Annotated in this window: 16 protein-coding genes and 1 riboswitch; of the genes, 10 read left to right on the top strand and 6 right to left on the bottom strand. The window is 38.7% G+C overall.

What is annotated here, in order from left to right; translation table 11 throughout:
* Positions 1-110 precede the first annotated feature (110 nt).
* On the top strand, positions 111-1,412 hold the full coding sequence (der, locus tag DHW03_RS07985) for a ribosome biogenesis GTPase Der (protein WP_109925237.1): 1,302 nt from the start codon (positions 111-113) through the stop codon (positions 1,410-1,412).
* A gap of 171 nt (positions 1,413-1,583) precedes the next feature.
* A complete protein-coding gene (locus DHW03_RS07980) occupies positions 1,584-2,093 on the top strand; it encodes a GNAT family N-acetyltransferase (protein ID WP_205940978.1) in 510 nt (169 codons plus the stop codon).
* A 9-nt stretch (positions 2,094-2,102) separates the two neighbouring features.
* Here the strand turns inward: DHW03_RS07980 and DHW03_RS07975 are convergent, their stop codons facing one another.
* Positions 2,103-2,609: a GNAT family N-acetyltransferase gene (locus DHW03_RS07975; protein WP_109925983.1), complete on the bottom strand. Its 507-nt coding sequence runs from the start codon at positions 2,607-2,609 to the stop codon at positions 2,103-2,105.
* Positions 2,610-3,362: 753 nt separating this feature from the next.
* Entirely contained in the window at positions 3,363-4,970 is a 1,608-nt protein-coding gene (locus DHW03_RS07970; RefSeq protein WP_109925236.1) for a S41 family peptidase, read from the bottom strand.
* Positions 4,971-5,159: 189 nt separating this feature from the next.
* Between DHW03_RS07970 and murQ the strand changes: the two genes are divergently transcribed.
* The 5 genes from murQ (at position 5,160) to DHW03_RS07945 (ending at position 12,564) form a co-directional block, all read left to right on the top strand.
* Entirely contained in the window at positions 5,160-5,975 is an 816-nt protein-coding gene (murQ, locus tag DHW03_RS07965; protein WP_109925235.1) for an N-acetylmuramic acid 6-phosphate etherase, read from the top strand.
* A 90-nt stretch (positions 5,976-6,065) separates the two neighbouring features.
* Entirely contained in the window at positions 6,066-6,632 is a 567-nt protein-coding gene (locus DHW03_RS07960) for a hypothetical protein (protein WP_109925234.1), read from the top strand.
* Positions 6,633-6,670: 38 nt separating this feature from the next.
* Positions 6,671-7,426, top strand: a complete 756-nt coding sequence (locus tag DHW03_RS07955; protein ID WP_109925233.1) for a Bax inhibitor-1/YccA family protein — start codon at positions 6,671-6,673, stop codon at positions 7,424-7,426.
* 115 nt (positions 7,427-7,541) lie between these two features.
* A riboswitch (SAM riboswitch) is annotated at positions 7,542-7,653 on the top strand.
* 168 nt (positions 7,654-7,821) lie between these two features.
* Complete coding sequence (metH, locus tag DHW03_RS07950) at positions 7,822-11,499, top strand: methionine synthase (RefSeq protein WP_109925232.1); 3,678 nt, start codon at positions 7,822-7,824, stop codon at positions 11,497-11,499.
* Positions 11,500-11,610: 111 nt separating this feature from the next.
* A complete protein-coding gene (locus tag DHW03_RS07945; RefSeq protein ID WP_109925231.1) occupies positions 11,611-12,564 on the top strand; it encodes a methylenetetrahydrofolate reductase in 954 nt (317 codons plus the stop codon).
* A 552-nt stretch (positions 12,565-13,116) separates the two neighbouring features.
* On the opposite strand, the gene DHW03_RS07940 is transcribed toward DHW03_RS07945, so the two are convergent.
* From DHW03_RS07940 to thrA, 4 genes are all read right to left on the bottom strand, one after another.
* Entirely contained in the window at positions 13,117-13,659 is a 543-nt protein-coding gene (locus DHW03_RS07940; protein ID WP_109925230.1) for an REP-associated tyrosine transposase, read from the bottom strand.
* Positions 13,660-14,309: 650 nt separating this feature from the next.
* A complete protein-coding gene (thrC, locus tag DHW03_RS07935; protein ID WP_109925229.1) occupies positions 14,310-15,617 on the bottom strand; it encodes a threonine synthase in 1,308 nt (435 codons plus the stop codon).
* A 90-nt stretch (positions 15,618-15,707) separates the two neighbouring features.
* Positions 15,708-16,703 (bottom strand): homoserine kinase, encoded by a 996-nt coding sequence (locus tag DHW03_RS07930; protein ID WP_109925982.1) that lies wholly within the window; start codon positions 16,701-16,703, stop codon positions 15,708-15,710.
* Positions 16,704-16,770: 67 nt separating this feature from the next.
* On the bottom strand, positions 16,771-19,221 hold the full coding sequence (thrA, locus tag DHW03_RS07925; protein WP_109925228.1) for a bifunctional aspartate kinase/homoserine dehydrogenase I: 2,451 nt from the start codon (positions 19,219-19,221) through the stop codon (positions 16,771-16,773).
* Positions 19,222-19,902: 681 nt separating this feature from the next.
* On the opposite strand from thrA, the gene rsgA reads away from it, so the two are divergent.
* The 3 genes from rsgA to DHW03_RS07910 all read left to right on the top strand — a co-directional run bounded on the left by rsgA (position 19,903) and on the right by DHW03_RS07910 (position 22,256).
* Complete coding sequence (gene rsgA / locus DHW03_RS07920; RefSeq protein ID WP_109925227.1) at positions 19,903-20,823, top strand: ribosome small subunit-dependent GTPase A; 921 nt, start codon at positions 19,903-19,905, stop codon at positions 20,821-20,823.
* 86 nt (positions 20,824-20,909) lie between these two features.
* Positions 20,910-21,860, top strand: coding sequence for a Smr/MutS family protein (locus DHW03_RS07915; RefSeq protein ID WP_109925226.1), 951 nt, complete (start codon positions 20,910-20,912; stop codon positions 21,858-21,860).
* A gap of 96 nt (positions 21,861-21,956) precedes the next feature.
* The gene (locus DHW03_RS07910) at positions 21,957-22,256 is read left to right on the top strand and encodes a hypothetical protein (protein WP_109925225.1); all 300 of its coding nucleotides are present in this window, start codon (positions 21,957-21,959) and stop codon (positions 22,254-22,256) included.
* Positions 22,257-22,386 lie beyond the last annotated feature (130 nt).

The raw sequence follows: 22,386 nt of genomic DNA, 5'->3' as shown, positions 1-22,386 counted from the left end.
GAAATCGGTTAGTAGTTGATAGTCAATGGCTGATAGCCAAATCATTTATGCAGAACGCCTAGATATCCCGACCATTAACTATAAGCCATTAACTATCAATAACACAGATCATGAGTAACATTATAGCCATCGTAGGCAGGCCAAACGTAGGCAAGAGCACCCTCTTTAATAGATTAACCGAAAGTCGCAAAGCAATTGTAGATGATTTAAGTGGCGTAACCCGCGACAGACATTACGGTGTTGGCGAGTGGACCGACAAGCAGTTTACAGTAATTGATACCGGAGGTTATGTAGCCAATTCAGAAGATGTGTACGAGGCCGCCATCCGTGAGCAGGTAATGATTGCCATTGAAGAAGCCAGTGTATTGATCTTTATGGTTGATGTAACTACAGGCATTACCGATTTGGATGATGATATTGCACAGGTTTTGCGTAGAAGCAACAAGCCGGTATTTGTAACGGCAAACAAAGTAGATAACACCGCTCTACATAGCGAAATTAGCACTTTTTACGGTTTCGGTTTGGGCGAAGTGTATCCATTATCTTCAATGACGGGTTCGGGAACTGGAGAACTATTGGATGAAATCATCAAAAATTTCGAAGATGTTCCAGAAGAAGAAAACCAGTTGCCTAAGATAACCATCGCTGGTCGCCCGAATGTAGGTAAATCATCTTTAGTAAATGCTTTAATTGGTAAAGAACGCAACATTGTAACCGCAAATGCAGGTACAACCCGCGATTCTATAAAAATTCATTACAACCAATTTGGTCATGAATTTATGCTGATTGATACCGCCGGATTGCGTAAAAAAACCAAGGTTAAGGAAAATCTTGAGTTTTATTCCGTTATGCGTACCATCAAAGCTTTAGAAGAAGCAGATGTGGTGGTGTTAATGATTGATGCCCAAGAAGGAATTGAAAGTCAGGATATTAATATCTTCCACCTTGCAGAGAAAAACAAAAAAGGTATTGTAATCTTAGTTAACAAATGGGATTTAATTGAGAAAAATACGCAAACCATGAAAGCTTTCGAAGAGCAAATTCACGAGCGTATTCGCCCTTTTACAGATGTGCCGATCATTTTCACCTCCGTATTAAACAAGCAACGTATTTTTAAGGCAATCGAAACCGCTTTAGAAGTTTATAAAAACCGTAGCAAAAAGATACCTACATCAAAATTGAATGATGTAATGTTGCCGCTAATTGAGAAATTTCCACCTCCAGCACTAAAAGGAAAGCACATTAAAATTAAATACATCACTCAAATTAACGCGACTTCGCCCATGTTTGCATTTTTCTGCAACTTGCCACAGTATATTAAAGATCCGTATAAACGTTTCATTGAGAATAAGTTGAGAGAAAACTTTGATTTTTCTGGTTCTCCAATTCAAATTTATTTCAGACAAAAATAATATGACAGATTACGCCCGTAAAGGCGATTGTTAAATCTTCAATATCATTACAAAGGGCTTGCTTTCACTAGAATGACAAGCCCTTTTCTTTTAAGGAAATCATTTCATATAGATTGATTGGGCAACTAAATTTTACTGTTCAATCTCCAAAAACCTCTTTACCTTTGCGCCATGCAAATTCAAGTACAAAATAGCCAAAGCTGTGATATTGATACCATTTTCGAGTTTTACGATTTAGCTATAGCACACCAAAAAAAGGTATTCAATAAACATTGGCAAGGCTTTAGCTTAGAATTGGTTAGCCAAGAAGTTTCAGAAAATAGGCAGTATAAAATTCTTGTTGATGGGGTGGTGGCTTGTGTTTTTGCCGTAACCTTTAATGATAAATTAATTTGGGGCAATCGCGATCGGGATTCGATCTACATCCACCGTATTGTTACGCACCCTAATTTTCGGGGTTATGCCTTTGTAAAAGAGATTATTAAATGGGCTAAAGGTTATGCTTCAAAACATGCGATTAAATACATCCGCATGGATACCTGGGCCGATAATGAAAAGCTTTTGCACTATTACACCTCATGCGGTTTTAATTATGTAGGCCTTGTAACCCTAACCGAAACGGAAGGTTTACCGAAACATTACGAGGGCATTAGTTTAAGTTTATTTGAAATTGAATTATAGTCTTGTTAGTTATTTAATTTTAATGTTCCAGCTCAGCATATCATCTACTTCTCCAATTTGCACAAAATTGTTTTTCTCTAAAATAGAATAAGAAGCAATGTTTTCTTTAGCTGTGGAGGCAAAGATGGATTTAACTTTTGGCTGTTCTTTAGCCCATTCCACTATTCTGCCCACTGCTTCAGTCATGTACCCCTTGCCCCGAAATTCCTCGTAGGTGCCATAGCCAATTTCAATTTCACCGTTCGGGTCGGGCTCGCCCACAAAGCAAATATCACCAACTATTTTGTCATCCGGTTTGGAGATGATTGTCCACAGGGTGTTGTATAAGTAGTCTTTATCTTGATCGCAAACATTGGGTAAAATGGTTTCTTTTAGGGCCTTTTGTAGGGTGGGTGAGATGCTTTTTTTAGTCGGTAATATTTTAAACTCTTTTTCCAGAGAATGATCGTCTTTAATGAATTTTAAAAGTTGATCGTGAGTTAGTGGCTTTAATAAGAGTCTTTCGGTTTCTATCATGTTGAGCAGCATTTTATTAGATAACCGAATAACTTACTAAGAGTTTTACTTTTTGAGCGTTATTTTTTATGCGCTTATCACACTATCTCTATTGGGGGTATATCGTAAATTACGTAGAGCTTACAAAATTTTATTTTGAACTACATATGGCACAAAAGGTCACAAAAGTAGCGGTACAAAATTAATACGCAAAAATTGCCTTTTAATTTTTTAATAGGCTACCAAGCATGAGCATAGCGAATACTTATTGTACATACCCTTGTTCATAAATGTGATTGAAGTGGCATCCCTGATTTTTCATCAGGGATATAACGGAAAGCAGGGCTGTCGGGTTGGTAGCATTACTGAACGTTCATTTCCAAAAAAGGATTTAAGCTATTTAGTTTTTTGATAGGCTAGAACTTATTGTACTTACCCATGTTCATAAACGTGATTGAAGTGGCATCCCTGATTTTTCATCAGGGATATAACGGAAAGCAGGGCTGTCGGGTTGATCGTATTATTGAACGTTCATTTCCAAAAAAGGATTTAAGGCGTTTAGTTTTTTGATAGGCTAGAACTTATTGTGCTTACCCTTGTTCATAAACGTGATTGAAGTGGCATCCCTGATTTTTCATCAGGGATATAACGGAAAGCAGGGCTGTCGGGTTGGTCGTATTACTGAACGTTCATTTCCAAAAAAACTAAGCTATTGTTTATTTAATGAGCCACAAAAGTGCGTATTTTATGGTTGTCGCCTCACCAATAATAAGGTTATTGTAGGTTTGCCAAGGCTTGTTTTACTGCGTTATCATTCTGATTGACAGCTCTGTAATACCCAACATCGCCTAAGTAGTAACGACATAGTAAGGCTTTCAAATCATTTTGAATAACTGATTTGGAACTATAAAGCTGCATCCGATCAATGGGTACGTTTTTACGTTGGATGAAACCGATAAAATCTCTAAAATCATTATCGTTAATGTTAAAGATGTTGATGTTTTGTTCTACAAAACTTGCACTGTATCTGTTGGTTAACACATTGAAAACAAAATCGGAGAGAATTTTCTTGCTGACTAAGTTGGCATAAAATCTATTGTAGCCGGTGGTATCTAGTTTTACAAAAATATCGGGTTGGATGCCACCACTCGTTCTGAATTTTTTTGTTGATGTAACGTTAACACCTTCTGCCTTTTCAATAGAATCCTGAAAGGATGTTCGATCACCGGTAAGTTCGCCATCGCTCATTCGTTCATCAAGCTCATGCTTGTATGCATCATAACCTTTTTTATATGATTTTTGTATGCTTCTGCCTGATGGGGTATAGTATCTGGCGATGGTAAGGTTTAGTGCAGAGCCATCGCCAAAAGCAAATTGTTCTTGTACCAAGCCTTTGCCAAACGATCGGCGACCCACGATAATTCCCCTGCCTAAATCTTGTATGGCACCGGCAACAATTTCGCTGGCCGAGGCGGTATTTTCGTTAATTAATACGGCTAGTTTGCCTTGCTGGAAAGCGCCGTTACCGGTAGAAAAGTAATCGGTGCGGGGTTCGTGCTTGCCTTGGGTGTACACAATGAGTTTATTTTCGGGCAGAAACTGATCTGCCAAACCTGTTGCTGCGGTAAAATAGCCACCACCGTTATCGCGTAAGTCTAGAATAAGTTTTTTCATCCCTCTAGCCTTTAGGTTATTGGCTGCAAGGGCGAAATCTTCATCGGTGTTGGCACCAAACTTACTAATGCGTACGTAGCCTGTTTCGCTGTTCATCATGTAATAAGCATCAATACTGCTGATGTTTACTTTGCCTCTGGTAACCATCAGTCTGCTTGGTTGGCTAAGTCCGGCTCTGGTTAATAGCACACTTACACCGCTTCCTGCTTTGCCTTTAAAGCGGCCGGTGAGTTGTTCTTTGGGCAAATTTCTTCCACTTACGTAAGTAGAATCTATACTCAAAATTTTATCGCCAAGTTTAATTCCGGCTTGATATGCTGGGCCATCTTTAACCACTCCGGTAACCATCATGGTATCGTTAAGCATATAGTATTCAATGCCCACGCCTTCAAAATTTCCTTCTAGGTTATCGGTCATATCTTGCGCATCAGATGGCGGAAGATAAACGCTATGCGGATCGAGTTGGTGAAGCACGCTATCGATAGGCAAATTCTGTAGCGAATCGGTATTGATGTCATCAACATAATTCCGATTGATGATGTGAAGAATTTCATCGAGTTTTTCGGAATTGTTATCGGCAAGTTTTGAGTTTTTTTGAACGCCGTAACCTTGATCTTTGATAAATTTTATACCCAATACCATTCCTGCTATTAAAATGATAGAATAGCTCAGGGATATCAATAGATTGTTACGGGTATTTTTCTTCATCAGCGTTGCTACAAATTTATGAAAATTAGCGGGTTGGTTAATTTTTTAACTCAATTTAACTGTCTTTTGTTTATAATTTTTATTATAAATTAAGTTTGCGATTTACAACTTTCGCATTTGAACATATATTTTTGAATTTTTAAGCCAGTTTTTAGAAAGAATTTACCGAATTTTATCAAAATTAAATTTATGGACAGAGTAACCGAGCACGAATCCAACTATAACCACATTGATCAAATGTCGGTAATGGAAGTTTTGCAGGGCATTAATAACGAAGATAAAACTGTGGCTTTCGCAGTTGAAAAATCTTTGCCTCAGATAGAAAAATTAACTTCGGCAGTTGCCGAAAGAATGAAAAAAGGCGGTCGTCTTTTTTATATTGGTGCAGGAACAAGTGGCCGTTTGGGCGTTGTAGATGCCTCTGAATGTCCTCCAACTTATGGTGTACCCTTCGATTGGGTAGTGGGCATAATTGCTGGCGGTGATACCGCCATAAGAAAAGCTGTAGAGTTTGCCGAAGATGATGCAGAACAAGCTTGGAAAGATTTGCAAGAGTTTAACATTAATGAAAAGGATTGCTTAGTAGGCTTAGCCGCATCTGGCACCACACCTTACGTAATTGGTGGTTTAAATACCGCTCGTAAAATGGGTGTTTTAACAGGATGCATTGTTTGCAATACGGGTGGTCCGATTGCTGCAGAATCTGATTTTCCGGTTGAAGTGGTTGTTGGTCCTGAATTTATTACCGGTTCTACACGGATGAAATCTGGAACGGCTCAAAAACTGGTTCTAAACATGCTGAGTACCACGGTAATGGTGCAATTGGGACGTGTAGTTGGCAATAAAATGGTTGATATGCAGTTAACAAATCACAAGTTGGTTGATCGCGGTGTGCAAATGGTTGCCAATGAATTGAAGATTGATTACAACGAAGCTGCCGAATTGTTAACGCAGTACGGAAGTGTTCGAAAAGCCGTTGCCGCTGGGCAAAAACAACCTCAGTAATAAATAAGATCAACTGTAGCAATGCGTATAATCACCAACATTTGAAACATTTGCGCTTTCAAAACGTTCAATCAAAATTAAAATTTACCAATGCACGAAATAGAGCCTTATTATCAGTGGAGAGATGAATATATTTCGGCAGAAGATGAGCGTTCGCCATTTTATAATACCGAATATTCGGAGCTTTATTTCGATAAGCAGATATACAACTTCTTGTTACACCCGCAATGGGATGAATTTGGTTCGAACACGCTTTATATGAAAGTATTGTTTGCCGATTACGACAGAAGTTATGCCATAATAGAATTTATTGGAGAATGGAATGATGCCATTAATAACGATATTATGTTGTTGAAGCGCGATATTTTGGAACTGATGATGGATGAGGGCATTAACAAGTTTATCCTTATTGGCGAAAATGTTTTAAATTTTCATGCTTCTGATGACAGTTACTATGAAGAATGGTTTCAAGAAGTGGAAGAAGGATGGATTGCCGGCATCAACTTTAGCGAGCATGTGATTCGAGAGTTTAAGGATAACAATATCGATTATTTTATAAACTTCGGGGGAGCTTTTGATGAAATGCCTTGGCGAACTTTAAAGCCTTTACAATTCTTTAAAAAAGTTGAAGAGCAACTGACAAAAAGATTGAATTAAAGCCTTATTTTTATATTATTATACATACACAAATTAAAATGGAACAACAAAATTTTCAATATCAAAAGAATAGTGTTTTCGTAGAGGAGGGATCGGTTTCAAAAAAATTCTTCGCAAGCGTTTTTACATGGATGTTTGTAGCGCTAGGCTTATCAACCCTTGCCGCATACCTTTTTGGTACAAATTTAGAATTGATGCAGTATTTGAGGGTAGTAAACCCAGAAACTGGAAAAGTGAGCACAACCATTTTCGGTTACATTGCCATGTTTGCTCCACTTGGTCTTGTTATGACAATTAGTTTCGGCTTGAGCAGGCTTTCTTATGTAGCATTGGTTGCCTTGTTTGTGCTTTATGCTGCCTTAACAGGTGTAAGCTTAAGTTTCATACTTTGGGCATATACATCAAGCTCTGTAGTAAGTTGTTTTGCTGGCGCAACTGGTATTTTCGGAATTATGGCTGTAATGGGATACACTACCAATGTAGATTTAAGTAAGTTCGGCACTATTTTAATGGTTGGGGTTATTGGGCTTGTTGTGGCAACCCTAATTAATTATTTTATCCAAAGTGAAGGTTTTAATTTGCTATTGGCCTATGCAGGGGTGGCTATATTTACCGCTTTAACCGCTTATGATGTTCAGAAAATCAAAAGAATTGGAGAAGGAATTGAAGCAAGTGGAGATCAGGTATTATCTGTTGATGCTAAGAAAACTTCGATTGTTGCTGCTTTATCATTGTATTTAGATTTCCTAAACATCTTTATCTTTTTGCTTCGCATATTCGGAAACAGAAAATAATTTCATAAACAGAACAATATTCTTAAGGCCGTGCATAATTGCATGGCCTTTGTAATTTTATTTGGCAGTTGCCCGATAATTTTTGGAATTGATGTTGCTTTGTTGCATTTTTGTGTGCTTATTAAGAAAGACGGAGGGATTAGACCCAAAGATGTCTTAGCAACCTGTGCCAACAAGGTGCTAAATTCTATTCGTACTGATTATTGTTGGTGCGGAACAGATAAGTTTAGGGTATCGCTTACGTGCCACTTTTTAAATAAGCCTTTTAAACATCAGGTATAAAGCATAAATATCGAGACAAATTTAGTCTGTATATTTTGCGCATCATTTACCATTAGTAGAATATTAGGGCATTTTGATATTCGATTTAAGGTTTTTGGTACTAACAACAACAAATGAGCATTAGAGAAGAATTAGAAAAACGTATTTTAGTAATTGATGGGGCCATGGGCACCATGATTCAACGTTATACTTTATCAGAAGCAGATTTTAGAGGGGAACGTTTTGCTAACCATCCTTGCGATGTAAAGGGGAATAACGACCTCTTAAACATAACCCGCCCGGATATTATAAAGGCCATCCATTTGGAGTATTTGAATGCTGGTGCAGATATTATCGAAACCAATACTTTCAGTACGCAACGCATTTCCATGGCCGATTACCAAATGGAAGATTTGTCATACGAAATGAGTTTTGAAGGGGCGAGAGTAGCAAAAGAGGCGGTTAGCGAATTTATGGCTGCTCATCCAGATCGCAAATGCTTTGTGGCAGGTGCCATTGGTCCAACAAACCGAACACTTTCTATGTCGCCGAATGTAAATGATCCTGGTTACAGAGCCGTTTACTTTGATGAGTTGGAGGCCGCCTACTATGAACAAGTGCGCGGGTTGGTTGATGGTGGTTCTGATGTGCTTTTAATTGAAACCATCTTCGATACCCTAAATGCCAAGGTTGCTATTGTTGCGATCAAAAAATACGAAGAAATTATTGGTAGAAAACTAGAAATTATGATTTCTGGTACCATTACCGATGCTTCAGGAAGAACACTTTCAGGGCAAACCGCAGAAGCTTTTTTAAATTCTGTAAGGCATGCTAACCCTTTGAGTATCGGTTTTAACTGCGCTTTGGGTGCAAAAGAAATGCGTCCGCATATTGAGGAGCTGGCTGCAAAGGCGGGTTGTTATGTATCAGCCTATCCAAATGCGGGCTTACCAAACGAATTTGGTGCTTATGATGAACAACCTCATGAAACCGCTCATTTGGTTGATGATTTTATTTCATCAGGCTTTGTAAATATTGTAGGCGGTTGTTGTGGTACAACACCAGAGCACATTGGCTGTATTGCCAAAAATGCTCGAAAAGCTAGTCCAAGAAAAATCCCACAAATAGAGCCGTTTATGCGCTTAAGTGGTTTAGAGCCCGTTACCATTACTCCAGAAAGCATTTTTGTTAATATTGGCGAAAGAACCAACATCACAGGTTCACCTAAATTTTCTAAGTTAATTTTGGGGGGCGATTATGAAGCGGCATTGGCGGTTGCCTTACAGCAAGTGGAAGGTGGCGCTCAGATCATCGATGTAAATATGGACGAAGGTATGTTGGATTCGGAAGCGGCCATGACCAAGTTTTTGAATCTAATTGCTTCTGAGCCAGACATTGCGAAACTTCCCATCATGGTCGATTCCTCAAAATGGTCGGTTATTGAAAATGGCTTGAAATGTTTGCAGGGCAAAGGCATTGTAAACTCCATTTCTTTAAAGGAAGGCGAAAACAAATTTCGCGAGAGTGCAAAGAAAATTATGCAATACGGCGCTGCGGTTGTGGTAATGGCCTTTGATGAGCAGGGACAGGCCGATAACTACGAACGGAGAAAAGAAATTTGTAAAAGAAGTTACGATATTCTAGTGCATGAAATTGGTTTCCCTGCTGAGGACATTATCTTCGATCCGAATATTTTAACTGTGGCAACAGGTTTAGAAGAGCACAACAATTACGCTGTAGATTTTATAAATGCCACAAGGTGGATTAAAGAAAACTTACCATACGCCAAAGTTAGTGGGGGTGTTTCCAATATATCTTTCTCATTTAGAGGAAACAATACCGTCCGCGAAGCCATGCACTCTGCATTCTTATATCATGCCATTCAGGCGGGTTTAGATATGGGCATTGTGAACGCCGGGATGTTGGAAGTGTATCAAGAAATTCCGCCAGAGTTACTCGAAAGGGTAGAAGATGTGTTGCTTAATCGCCGAGAAGATGCCACTGAACGCCTGGTAGAATATGCTGACACGATAAAAAGCAAAGGCAAAGAAATTGTTCGCGATGAGGAATGGCGGAAAGGTACAGTTGAAGACCGACTATCGCATTCGCTTGTGAAAGGAATTGTTGAGTATTTAGATGATGATGTTGAAGAAGCCCGTCAAAAATATGCTCGTCCAATTCAGGTTATTGAGGGGCCCTTAATGGATGGAATGAACATCGTTGGCGACTTGTTCGGAGCAGGTAAAATGTTCTTGCCTCAAGTGGTAAAGTCGGCCCGAGTGATGAAAAAGGCGGTAGCTTATCTATTGCCTTTCATCGAACAAGAAAAATTGGATAATCCCGATCAAGATCAAAGCTCATCAGCAGGTAAAGTTTTAATGGCTACTGTAAAAGGTGATGTACACGATATTGGTAAAAACATTGTAGGCGTGGTATTGGCCTGTAATAATTTCGAAATTGTAGATATGGGTGTAATGGTTCCGGCACAGGAAATCATTAAGAAAGCCAAAGAAATTAACGCCGATATCATCGGTTTAAGTGGCTTAATTACCCCATCTCTAGATGAAATGGTTCACTTCGCGAAAGAAATGGAGCGAGAGGGTTTTACCATTCCATTAATTATAGGCGGAGCCACAACGTCTCGCATTCATGCAGCGGTAAAGGTTGCGCCAAACTATTCTGGACCCGCTATTCATGTTTTGGATGCATCAAGAAGTGTAACGGTTTGCAGCACTTTGATGAATCCTGAAACTAAGGACGAATATGTTGCTGGCATTAGGGCTGAATATGATAAGGCCAGAGAGGCACACTTGAATAAACGCTCTGACAAACGTTTTAAAACGCTTGAAGACGCCAGAGCAAATAAGTTTAAAATTGATTTTAAAGAAAACCTAACAGTTCCTCAGTTTACAGGGACAAAAGTTTTTGACAATTATCCTTTAGAGGAGTTAGTACCTTACATAGATTGGACACCGTTTTTCCACACCTGGGAACTCCGTGGTAGTTATCCTAAAATATTTGATGATAAAAACGTGGGTGATGAAGCTAAAAAACTCTTCCATGATGCTCAAGTTTTATTGAAACGTATTTTAGATGAAAAATTATTGACGGCAAGGGGCGTTATTGGTTTTTGGCCTGCAAATGCCATTGGCGATGATATCGAACTACAGGTTGGAGATGGTGATTCTGAAGAATTGAATCGGGTTGTTATTCACACCCTTCGCCAACAGGCCGAAAAAGTAGATGGCCAGCCTTACTACGCACTATCTGATTTTATTGCGCCTAAAGAAAGCGGTGTTCAAGATTACTTTGGCGGTTTTGCTGTAACGACAGGTATTGGGATAGATGAATTGGTGAATGAGTTTGAAGCAAATCATGATGATTATAACAGTATTATGGCAAAAGCATTGGCCGATCGCTTAGCAGAAGCCTTTGCTGAAAGGATGCATGAGCGGGTGCGTAAGGAATATTGGGGTTATGCAAAAGATGAGAATTTAGATAATTCTGCATTAATTAAAGAAGAATATGCAGGTATTCGTCCGGCGCCAGGTTATCCAGCTTGCCCTGAACACACCGAAAAAGGCACTTTATTTCAATTGCTCAATGCTGAACAGGAAATCGGCTTACATTTAACTGAAAGTTACGCCATGTATCCTACAGCTGCGGTAAGTGGCTTTTATTTCGCTCATCCCGATTCGAGGTATTTTGGTTTAGGCAAAATTACAAAGGATCAAATTGAAGATTATGCCGCTCGTAAAAACATGACGATAGAGGAGGTAGAAAGGTGGCTAAGTCCAAATTTGGCTTATTAATTTCTATTCGGAATTTATTAGTAAGGCATAAAATGTTAACGTAGGCAACAAACAAAATAGCTGTGTTTTTAAAGGTGTTTCTCGCATCAGCATAGCAGACTAAAATTAAGCATGAAGATTACAGACCATATCATTAACGCAAAGGGTAAAACCTTATTCTCTTTTGAACTTTTACCGCCAATTAAGGGGCAAAGCATCCAATGGATTTATGATGCCATTGATCCTCTATTGGAGTTTAATCCACCATTTATTGATGTAACATCTTTAAGGGAGGATTACATTTATAAAGAACAAGAAAACGGACTGTTGCAAAAAGTTTCTTACCGTAAACGGCCTGGTACAATAGCCATTTGCGCTGCAATTATCCATAAATATAAAATTGATGCCGTACCCCATTTGATTTGTGGCGGTTTCACCAAAGAGGAAACCGAAAATGCCTTGATAGATTTGCAGTTTCTAGGAATCGACAATGTATTGGCTTTACGGGGCGATGCCCGTGCGGCAGACCATTCATTTATCCCGACAAAGGGCGGACATTGCTATGCAACGGATTTGATTCAGCACATCAAAAACCACAATGATGGTAAATTTTTACATGAAGATATCGAAACCTTTAAAAGTGATTTCTGTATTGGTGTGGCAGGCTATCCTGAAAAGCATTTTGAGGCTCCAAATTTAAATGCCGACTTCAAATACTTGAAGCAGAAGGTTGATATGGGCGCAGAGTTTATTGTTACTCAAATGTTTTTCGATAATCAGAAGTATTTCGACTTTGTTAAAAAATGTAGAGAGAATGATATTAATGTTCCGATTATACCAGGCTTAAAACCGATAAGTACCCTTACGCAACTAAACGTTCTGCCTAAGATTTTCCATATAGATTTGCCGGACGAACTCACAGATGCTCTATCTCATGCGAAAAGCAATGCAGAAGCTAAAGAAATCGGAACTGAAGCAATGATTAAGCAATGTAAGGAGTTGATAGATTTTGGTGCGCCAGTATTGCATTTTTACACCATGGGCAGGCCAGAACAAACCAAAAGGATCGCAAAGGCGATATTTTAAGAATTGCATATTCCGACTAGCTTTTGTTAATTAGGTTGGTCGAGAAATGTTTTCTCGACCGTGGAACTGTGGATTTATAATGCAATAAAGGATTACAAATCCTTAGTTCTTAAGCCGGGATTGCAAATCCCGACTAGCTAATTTTTAATTAGGTTGGTCGAGAAATGTTTTCTCGACCGTGGAACTTTGGATTTCTAATCCAATGAAGGATTTCAAATCCTTAGCTCTTAAGCCGGGATTGCAAATCCCGACTAGCTTTTTATTAATGAAGTTGGTCGAGAAATGTTTTCTCGACCTTGGAACTGTGGATTTATAATGCAATAAAGGATTACAAATCCTTAGTTCTTAAGTCGGGATTGCAAATCGCGACTAGCTTTTTGTTAATTACGTTGGTCGAGAAATGTTTTCTCGACCGTGGAACTGTGGATTTTTAATCCAATAAAAGATTACAAATCCTTAGTTTTTAAGCCGGAATTGCAAATCCCGACTAGCTTTTGTTAACCGTAGGTCTGTGCATTTTTTTAATCCACATATAATTCTTCAACTACTCTACTATAAAAATACAATATCGATTAACCCCAAACCACCTGAATAATTAATTGCAGAGCTGTTGAGATAATGTTCGGGTTCTGCTACAATACCCGCTTCAACAGGATTGTAGTGGATATAATCTAATTTTTGATCTTTGAATTCATTTGAATAAAGTGCAATGGGATGAAAACCATCTTGCCAAAATTTAAATTCTTTACTTTTACTATGTGTTTTTGCAGCAAAGGAAAATTTGTCCAACAACCAATCCCTGCTTTCATTGATTTCTTTTAGGGTAGAAATAATCCGCTTTGAGGTGAATTTCTTGAAGTCTCTAATGATATCTGAAAGTCTATTGCCTTCCTTGGCGCTCACAATCATGTGTAGATGGCTAGGCATCAAACACCATGAATATAGGATCAATCCTTTCTTTTCTTGACAAAACTTTAAGCTGTCAATTATCACATAAGAAAGTTCCTTTCGCGTAAAGGCATCGATCCAACCCACTACTGTAATGGTTACGAAATAAAGATCATTTTGTTCCGTCACATTGTATTTGAAAGCCATATTAATGTTTAAAATATTGGTCTTTGTACGGTGTTGATGTGATCTTGAATAGGGGATTCATTAAAGGATTACAAATCCTTAGTTCTTAAGTCGGGATTCCAAATCCCGACTAGCTATTTGTTAATTGAGTTGGTCGAGAAATGTTTTCTCGACCGTTGAACTGTGGATCTATAATTCATTAAAGGATTACAAATCCTTAGTTCATAAGTCGGGATTGCAAATCCCGACTAGCTTTTGTTAATTAAGTTGATCTAGAATTGTTTTCTAGACCGTGGAACTGTGGATTTATAATGCAATAAAGGATTACAAATCCTTAGTTCTTAAGTCGGGATTACAAATCCCGACTAGCTTTTGTTAATTAGGTTGGTCGAGAAATGTTTTCTCGACCGTGGAACTGTGGATTTTTAATCCAATAAAAGATTACAAATCCTTAGTTCTTAAGTCGGGATTACGAATCCCGACTAGCTTTTGATAATTAAGTTGATCTAGAATTGTTTTCTAGACTGTGGAACTGTGAATTTCTAATACAATAAAGGATTACAAATCCTTAGTTCTTAAGTCGGGATTGCAAATCCCGACTAGCTAATTGTTAATTAGGTTGGTCGAGAAATGTTTTCTCGACCTAAGAAAATGGGGATTTTCAATCCACCTCAACCATTCAATAAATAAATTTTAAACGATTCAAAATCTACACTCAATTGATCTGCATGTTTTGCTTTACTTTCTAAAGCTTTAAGTTGTACCGGAATTTCAATTTTATCGGCAATGTTAGTAGGGAAAATATCTGGAAATTTGCAGGCATGGGCCGTTGAAAGAAATACAGCGGCACTCTGATCATCTGGATTTTCGTTTCTGAATTTTTCAATCGCTAGGTAAGCAATAGCCGTGTGCGGACAAGCAACATAATCGAATTTGGAGTCAATCGCTTTAATTCCGTTAAGTGTTTCTTCATCATCAAAGCGATAAGAGGTCACTACTTTTTTGAGTTCATCTACGTTGCCGCTAAACAAATCCATAATCCGCACCCAATTGCTAGGCGCACCCACATCCATTGCATTTGAGTAGGTTTGGGTAGATGGTTTGGTTTCGTAAATACCCGATTGTAAGAAACGAGGAACGGTATCGTTTACATTTGTTGCCGCAATAAATTGTTTAACAGGTAATCCTAATTTGTAGGCCAATAAACCTGCCCCGATATTTCCGAAATTTCCACTTGGTACGGAAAAAATCACATCTTTAAATCCTTGCTTTTTTAGTTGTGCATAGGTGTTAAAATAATAGAATGTTTGCGGAATTAATCTCGAAATATTAATCGAATTTGCAGATGTTAGTCGGAATTTGGTATTCAATTCATCATCTGCAAAAGCTTGTTTAACCAGTGCTTGGCAATCATCAAAAGTACCCTTCACTTCTACAGCTCTGATGTTTGCACCGTTGGTGGTTAATTGTAATTCTTGTATAGGGCTAACTTTTCCTTCTGGATAAAGAATGGTAACTCTGGTATTTGGTACACCAAGAAAGCCCAGTGCAACGGCACCACCAGTATCGCCAGAGGTAGCTACTAAAACATCTAATAACTGTTCGCCATCTTTCAAAAAATAAGCCATCACCCTACTCATAAAACGAGCACCAAAATCTTTAAAAGCTAGGGAAGGTCCGTGAAATAATTCCAAAACGAAAGTGTGGTCGTCTAACTTTACGGCAGGCGCTTCGAAGTTAATGGCATCTTCAATAATGGCCTTCAAATCTTCCACCGGAATCTCGTCTTTTAGCAAAGTTGCGGCCACTTGGTAAGCAATTTCCGGTAGGCTGTATTTTTCAATATTCTCGATAAAATCTGAATCTAAAGCTGGTATTTCTACAGGCATGTATAAGCCTTTATCCTGTGGCATGCTGTTAAAAACAGCTTCTTTAAAGGATACACGTAAATCTTTATTGTTGGTTGAATATAGTTTCATTGTTAAGGTAATAAAGTTCAAGATTTCGATGGTTTAGTTTATCGCACTTGATTATTTAAAGCGCGCTGAAACGTCGGTCGTAAACCTATCTTAAAGTACTCTTGGCCCTTCAGCATTTACTGAAGAAACATAGGCTTTGCTGTTAATATTTAATTTATGTAAAAGTTGTTGTTGTGCTTTAGTGATGCGTTTTGCGCTCTCTTCATCCTTTGTTAAAGAAAAAACCGATGGCCCTGAACCAGAAATACCAAAGCCAATTGCACCATTTTCCATCGCTATGGCTCGCATTTCTTCGAACCCAGGAATTAAGATTGATCGGGTAGGTTCAACCAAAACATCTTTCATGCTTCGGCCAATTAAATCAAAGTCATTCATAAACAAGCCACTCACTAAGCCAGCAACATTACCCCATTGTGTAACGGCGTCTTTTAAAAACACTTTGCTTCGAATCATTTGGCGGGCATCTTTTGTTGGCACATCCACCTCTGGGTAAACAATTGCAGCAAACATGCCTACAGGTGTTGGTAATGAAATTACATCCAATGGATCATAACTTCTCACCAAGACGAAGCCACCTAAAATTGCCGGTGCTACATTATCTGCATGCCCATAGCCACAAGCCAATTCTTCACCTTTCATGGCAAAGGGAACCAACTCCTTCGGACTTAATAAATCGCCCATTAATTTGTTGATGGCAAACAAACCCGCAACCGTGCTCGCAGAACTCGAACCCAACCCGCTGCCAATTGGCATTTTCTTGTGCAATTCAATTTCAACCCCTACATCTAAGCGGTTAACATGCTTTAAATAATGCTGTACACTTGCGCTTACCGTGTTCTTGGCTGCATCTAAGGGCAATTTTCCATCATCGCCAGTAATTTTTTTAATCACTACCCCTGGTATTTCGGTTAAGCGCATTTCAACTTCATCTCCAGGTTCATTTACTGCGAAGCCCAACACATCGAAACCGCAAACCACGTTGGCAACTGTTGCCGGTGCAAACACGCGGATAACCTTTAGTGGTGTTTTTGTATCGTTCTTTTTGAGGTTTAAAACCTCTTCTTTTGGACTTATGTTGTTTGACATTTTATCTCTAATTTTTCCCAAGCTTTTATTGGGCGCGTAATATGGATTGTATAATTGGCTTTCTTTTTTAGCTTAAGGAGCCTACGTTTATAATATCTGCAAAAACTCCAGCTGCGGTAACTTCAGCGCCTGCACCTGGTCCTTTAACCACCAATGGACGAGACTTATACCTGTCTGTTGTAAAAGAAATGATGTTATCACTGCCTGAAAGCATAAAGAACGGATGACTATCATCAACCATTTGCAAACTGATTTCTACGGTTCCATTTTCTAACTTACCAATGTAACGCAGTACTTTTCCATCGTTAGCGGCTGTGGTTTTTAAGTCTTCAAAATAGGCTGCATTTTTCTGCAATTCAGTGTAAAAGTCTTCAACCGAAGTGGCATTTAAACAAGCTTCTGGCAAAATGTTGTCAATCTTAACGTCCGATGCTTCTAAAGGATAGCCTGCATCTCTAGCCAAAATCAACATTTTACGCATAAAATCTTTTCCGTTTAAGTCATCACGCGGATCGGGTTCAGTGTAGCCCAGTTCTTGTGCCTCTTTCACGGTTTCGTAAAATCCTGCATCACCTTTAAAGTTGTTGAAAATGTAAGAAATAGTTCCTGATAAAATGGCCTCAATACGTGCAACTTTGTCCCCACTCATCATTAATTCTCTAAGCGTACGGATAATTGGTAGCCCTGCGCCTACGTTGGTTTCATAATAAAAATCTACCCCAAATTTACGGGCCGTATCTTTAAATGATTTGTATTGAGCAAAATCAGCCGAATTGCCTTTTTTATTGCAAGTAACCACAGAAATGCTGCTTTCAAAAATGCCTTGATAAAATTCAATTGGCGCTTCTGCTGCGGTATTATCCACAAAAACACAGTTTGGCAAATTCATCTGCTTCATCTTTTCAACAAAGCCGGCCAAGTCTGCTGTTTCGCCATCTTTTTCCAATTCCGATTCCCATTCATCAAGTGATAGGCCCTCCGCTTTGAAAATCATTTTTCTGGTGTTACTAATGCCTGCAACTTTAACTTGTAAATCGTTGTTGGCCGCCAAAAAAGGCATTTGCTCTTTCAACTGATTGAATAAGGTTTTGCCGATGTTACCTGTACCTAAACAGAAAATGTTTAGTGTTCTTTTCAAATCGGTAAAAAAGGCATCATGGACGGCATTTACGGCTTTTGATAAATCGCCAGCACCGATAATTACCGAAATATTGTATTCTGAAGATCCTTGAGCAATGGCCCTAACGTTTATACCATTTCTGCCTAATGCGTTAAACAATCTACCGCTCATGCCCGGCGTATGCTTCATGTTTTCGCCAACAATGGCCAAAACCGCTAAATTATTTTCAACTTCTGGTAAAGCCAGTTTATTGGCATCCAATTCTAATTCGAACTCTTTTTTAATTAAAGCAATGGCCTGCCCGGCATCAGTAGGTTTCACCGCAAAGGTAATGCTATGCTCTGAAGAAGATTGGGTAATCAGTACTACATTAATTTGTTCGCGAGAAAGTAAAGAAAACAATCTCCCGCTAAAACCCGCCTTGCCCACCATTCCACTTCCAGTCAAATTGATGATGCTAATGTGGTCAATCGAAGAAATGCCTTTTATAGGCAAACTCGATGTTTTAACGTCACTTTTGATGTAAGTTCCAGCAAAGTCAGGCTCGAAAGTATTTTTAATTACAATCGGAATTTTCTTCATAAAGGCGGGAATCATCGTTGGTGGATAAATAACCTTCGCCCCAAAATAACTCAATTCCATGGCCTCAGTATAACTCAGTTCGGGTAAAGAGAAAGCCTTTTTGACAATACGTGGGTCGGCAGTCATCATTCCATTAACATCCGTCCAAATTTCAATCTCCTCCGCATTTAAAGCCGCTCCCCATACAGCCGCGGTGTAATCGCTTCCTCCACGCCCTAAAGTGGTTACTCTACCATTTGCATTGCTAGCAATAAAGCCAGTAACAAAAAGCACTTTACTTTTATTTTCTTGGTAGAAATTTTTAATCAACATTTCGGTAAGCTCCGTATCAACCCTTGCCTGTCCGAAATTGTTATCTGTTTTTATCAATTCTGCACCATTAACATACAAGGCTTCTGGAAATTGCTGTGCCGCAATGTGTGCAATCATGAAAGATGAGCAACGCTCGCCATAGCTTAAAATTTGATCTTTGGTCTGCAGGCTCAACTCGCGTAAGTTGGTAACCGCCTGTAATAAATCTTCTAACTCATTAAAAAAGATTTTCAAACGTGTAAATACTGGGTTTTGAGCGCCGGCCGGAAGTAGGGTGCGAATTACGGCGAAGTGTTTGGCTTCAATTTCTTTTAAAGATGCATCGTAATCTTCGCCCCGTTCTGCCTTTTCGGCCATATCGGTAAGCAAATTGGTTACGCCACTCATTGCCGATAATACAACTACCGGATTGCTCTGTAATTTTTCTTGGGCTACTATGCGCAGTAGCGTTTTAATGTTCTCGGCCGAACCTACGGATGTGCCGCCGAATTTTAGTACTTTCATTTAGTTTGGAGTTAAAAAAAAAGCGCCCCGATTTTTGTCGGGACGCTTTTGGTGTTTTATATTTTTTCAATTTACAACAAATTAGCCCCGCTGGTTTATACCGGTGGTAATAATAATCGTTGTAATAATTGAAGTGTTAAAATTCATTTCTTAGTGTATTTTCTACACCGTAAAGTAGCAGATTATTTTTCTTAAATGCAAACAATTTTGAAATTTATTTGAAAATATTTTAATAAAACGTTTAATCAGATGAAATAGCCACATTTTCTGAACCGAAAACTGATTTAGCCAAATGTGTAATTTATGCTCGTGATCATGAACTCAAACTGAGGCGTACATAGATATTAGAAAAGATGCTTCAGTAACTCTTCGGCAGCAGCAATCCTGCCATTTGCTACAATCTTTTTGGGTAAAGTGAATGCAAGTAATGTTTACACTGCAATCGTAACACATACATGTAAGTTTGTACTGCAAAAAGTATTTCCGCGTCTGTCAGGTTTAGTTAAGGTGGGTGTTTGCCTATCGGTTGGTATTGCACGTACCGAAATATTTTTAAGCCCAGTCGCTGTGCTTTGAATCTTTAAGATGAAACACAGGTTTTGCTTTCCAAATATTGATTGAAAAAAGCCTGCTATTTTTAGCGCCTACATCTTCTATCCTTTTTATACCTTTGTTTCAAATATGCAGGGCTTAGTAATTAAATCTACCGGGAGTTGGTATAGTGTTTTGGCTGATGATGGCGACCGCTATGACTGCCGCATTGTTGGGAAATTCAGAATGAAGGGGATCCAAACCACCAATCCTATTGCGGTTGGAGACCAAGTGAAATTCGATTTGGAACGTGATGGGATTACTGGAGTGATTAACCAACTGTTGCCAAGAAAAAACTACATCATCCGCAAGTCTATAAATTTAAGTAAGCAAGCGCAAATTTTGGCCGCAAACTTGGATATGGCGATTTTGCTGGTTACGCTGGCTTCACCTCGAACCTCATTGGGTTTTATCGATCGGTTTTTAGTTACCGCAGAAGCTTATGATGTGCCCGCTGTTTTAGTGTTTAACAAACTAGATTTATTTAGTAAAGAAGGTTTAGAAATTCTGCAAGATTTTAAAGAAATATATCAAGCCATTGGCTATCCTTGTTATGAGGTTTCTGCATTAAAAGGCATCAATATCCCAATAATTCAAGATTTAATTGCCAATAAGATTACCTTAATTTCTGGGCATTCTGGCGTGGGAAAATCGAGTTTAATTAATGCACTTTTGCCCGATAGAGATTTAAGAACAGGAGAAGTTTCGGATTGGAGCGATAAGGGCCAGCACACCACCACCTTTGCCGAGATGTTTGAACTGCCACAAGGCGGTTTCATTGTAGATACGCCGGGCATTAGAGAATTGGGTGTAATCGATATCGAAAAGGAAGAGCTTGGTCATTTTTTCCCAGAAATTTTTAAAACCTCTCACAGTTGCCGCTTTAATAATTGCAGGCATGTTAACGAACCTGGTTGTGCCGTTTTAGAAGCGGTTAACAATGGCGATATTGCTGTATCGAGATATGAAAGCTATTTGAGCATTTATCACGGCAATGATACTAGGCATTAGCTTTGGATTGAAGAATTAATGAGTTTGTTTTTTGCATGTTGCTTAAAATATAGAATGGAGAAATCCCGTTTAGAGGATTTAGGGTTATGAAATTTAAATTAGGTGATTTTGTTCGTTTTGTTGATGAAAAACGTGAAGGCTATGTAACCAAAATAATTGATGGCCAAACTTTGGGCGTAACGGATGAAGATGGCTTTGAAATTCCGGTTGCGTTGAGTAATTTAACCTCCGTGCACGGGCATGGGCATACAGCAGAAGCAGTAGATGCTCCAAAACCCATTCAAGTAAATGTACCCAGCATCAATACCATCGAAAATGGAATTTATCTTGCTGTTGCAAACGATAATAAGGCCGGCAATGTGGTTCATTTCCATTTGCAAAACCAAAGTCCAAATGTTTTGCTGGTTACCTTAAATACAGCGCGAAAGGACAAATATGCCGGCGCTTTTTATGGTGTTTTAGAAGCCCAAGCCACTGAGCTGGTTTACTCCGCTTCTTTACCGGATTTAGATTTATGGCCTGAGTTCAATTTCCAGATTTTAGTGTACAGCAAGGCTGATGTTAAACCGATAGAACCTTTGGTGATACGCAAAAAGTTTAGAGCGAAAGATTTTAGTGGCGAACTTAAAGAACTTCCAGGTGCTAAGCAGAAAGGCTGGCTCATTCGCCTAGATGATCAGGTACCTTTAATTGATGCTCAAAAATTAAAGGAAAGCTTTTTTAGGGGCGCAGAGCAGAAAAAAACGGTTGATGTACCTGCAAAGGAAATAGATTTACATATCGAAAAACTTCGCGACGATCATCATTTTTTAGAAGCTGATGAGATGTTGCAAATCCAACTGAATCATTTTCAAACCGCTATGGATGCCGCAGTGGTGCATCACTTCGATAAAATGGTTTTCATTCATGGTTCTGGAAATGGAACATTGAGGGATAAGATTCATAAAATGATTAGTAAAAATCCACACGTAAAAACGTACATGGATGCTCAAAAAGAAAAATTTGGTTACGGTGCAACCGAGGTTGTTTTTAAATAGTTAGGGCTAATTTGTGGGCGCTAGAAATAGAGGTATGCTTTTTGCAGGCCCTTAATTTCGTTTTATAAAAGATTAAAACTAGCTTTGCGGCTATTAATGAAACACCTAGTTACCATATCGCTTGTATTTTTTAGCTTAACACATTTGGCAAAAGCCGAACGTGTTGAAGGGCTAAGGATGTTGACTGAATATTGTAACGAGCACAAAATTACCGCTGGCGCAGCTGATAATGCCTCTTTTCAGCTTAATGAGCAACACAACCCTTATTTATTATCCTACAGCAGTCTTGCTTTAATTGGAACCCAAAGCCCTTTTAAAGTTGCAAAATATATTAGTGTTAATCAGCTAATCACTGATTTAACAATCAGGAAAAAACCGAAGAATAACAGTCCCTAGCTATCTTTTCCAATTCATTTTGTAAATCTTTAGTGAAAGATTTATATCCATAATAAAGCAACAATGCCAAAATGGCTTAAGCCATAACATGGCTTGCTTGTTAAAACACACCATTTTTTACAATAAATAC

This window comes from Pedobacter yonginensis (assembly GCF_003173595.1).
Taxonomy (GTDB): domain Bacteria; phylum Bacteroidota; class Bacteroidia; order Sphingobacteriales; family Sphingobacteriaceae; genus Pedobacter; species Pedobacter yonginense.
Note: the sequence above shows the minus strand (reverse complement) of the source record. Positions and strands in the feature narration are given on the sequence as shown.

What these genes read in the sequence shown, in the direction of transcription:
- thrC (WP_109925229.1), bottom strand. Translation starts at nt 15,617, where the DNA reads ATGAAACTATATTCAACCAACAATAAAGATTTACGTGTATCCTTTAAA.
- rsgA (WP_109925227.1), top strand. Translation starts at nt 19,903, where the DNA reads ATGCAGGGCTTAGTAATTAAATCTACCGGGAGTTGGTATAGTGTTTTG.
- DHW03_RS07910 (WP_109925225.1), top strand. Translation starts at nt 21,957, where the DNA reads ATGAAACACCTAGTTACCATATCGCTTGTATTTTTTAGCTTAACACAT.
- DHW03_RS07930 (WP_109925982.1), bottom strand. Translation starts at nt 16,703, where the DNA reads ATGTCAAACAACATAAGTCCAAAAGAAGAGGTTTTAAACCTCAAAAAG.
- DHW03_RS07975 (WP_109925983.1), bottom strand. Translation starts at nt 2,609, where the DNA reads ATGATAGAAACCGAAAGACTCTTATTAAAGCCACTAACTCACGATCAA.
- DHW03_RS07955 (WP_109925233.1), top strand. Translation starts at nt 6,671, where the DNA reads ATGGAACAACAAAATTTTCAATATCAAAAGAATAGTGTTTTCGTAGAG.
- DHW03_RS07960 (WP_109925234.1), top strand. Translation starts at nt 6,066, where the DNA reads ATGCACGAAATAGAGCCTTATTATCAGTGGAGAGATGAATATATTTCG.
- der (WP_109925237.1), top strand. Translation starts at nt 111, where the DNA reads ATGAGTAACATTATAGCCATCGTAGGCAGGCCAAACGTAGGCAAGAGC.
- DHW03_RS07945 (WP_109925231.1), top strand. Translation starts at nt 11,611, where the DNA reads ATGAAGATTACAGACCATATCATTAACGCAAAGGGTAAAACCTTATTC.
- DHW03_RS07970 (WP_109925236.1), bottom strand. Translation starts at nt 4,970, where the DNA reads ATGAAGAAAAATACCCGTAACAATCTATTGATATCCCTGAGCTATTCT.
- DHW03_RS07940 (WP_109925230.1), bottom strand. Translation starts at nt 13,659, where the DNA reads ATGGCTTTCAAATACAATGTGACGGAACAAAATGATCTTTATTTCGTA.
- DHW03_RS07915 (WP_109925226.1), top strand. Translation starts at nt 20,910, where the DNA reads ATGAAATTTAAATTAGGTGATTTTGTTCGTTTTGTTGATGAAAAACGT.
- metH (WP_109925232.1), top strand. Translation starts at nt 7,822, where the DNA reads ATGAGCATTAGAGAAGAATTAGAAAAACGTATTTTAGTAATTGATGGG.
- DHW03_RS07980 (WP_205940978.1), top strand. Translation starts at nt 1,584, where the DNA reads ATGCAAATTCAAGTACAAAATAGCCAAAGCTGTGATATTGATACCATT.
- murQ (WP_109925235.1), top strand. Translation starts at nt 5,160, where the DNA reads ATGGACAGAGTAACCGAGCACGAATCCAACTATAACCACATTGATCAA.
- thrA (WP_109925228.1), bottom strand. Translation starts at nt 19,221, where the DNA reads ATGAAAGTACTAAAATTCGGCGGCACATCCGTAGGTTCGGCCGAGAAC.